Here is a 647-nt window from a genome sequence, read left to right as displayed (position 1 = left end):
GGAGTTGGACAGGGGGGCACACTCCTCTCGGAGTGCGGTCCCCCAATCCGTCGCTCTACCCCATGAACTATCTCGGCAGAGGTCATGCTTCGACATGTTTCGGTTGGAACCAGCTGTTTCCGGACTCGATGGGCCTTTCACCCCTACACAAAGGTCACGAGAGGGTATTGTAGGACACCAACTCTAACAGACTTCCACGTGCCTTTCGGCACGCTTCATCTTGCCCTTGCGTAGATCGTCCGGTTTCGGGTCGTGCCCGTTTGACTCCCCGCGCTTGAACACGGCGGCCCTCGTGCAAAGCACTGCGGCCATGTCGGTTTCCCTTCGCCTTCCTCGATGATCGAGTTAGACTCGTCAAACAGGCACACTCCCTGGTTCGTTTTTCAAAACGTACGACAGAACACCGGCTTCCCAAACTTCCTACTACAGGTTCGCACCTGATTCGTTTTGTCCGGGACCTTGTGTGCCCTGTCGCTCCATCGCCAACTGATTTCACGCCCTATTGCACCTCCCTTCGTGGGGTGCTTTTCAGCGTTCGCTCACGCTACTTGTTCGCTATCGGTCTTGAGGAGTGTTTAGTCTTCGCGGTCGATGCCCGCGATCTTCACGAGGGATATCCAACCCCCGATACTCTGGAACTGACTCGT

1 rRNA gene is annotated in these 647 nt (G+C 56.1%); it reads right to left on the bottom strand.

The features are described from left to right. Nucleotides 1-647 (bottom strand): 23S ribosomal RNA (locus C486_RS21975); the annotation flags it as partial.

Source organism: Natrinema gari JCM 14663 (assembly GCF_000337175.1).
GTDB lineage: Archaea > Halobacteriota > Halobacteria > Halobacteriales > Natrialbaceae > Natrinema > Natrinema gari.
Note: the sequence above shows the minus strand (reverse complement) of the source record. Positions and strands in the feature narration are given on the sequence as shown.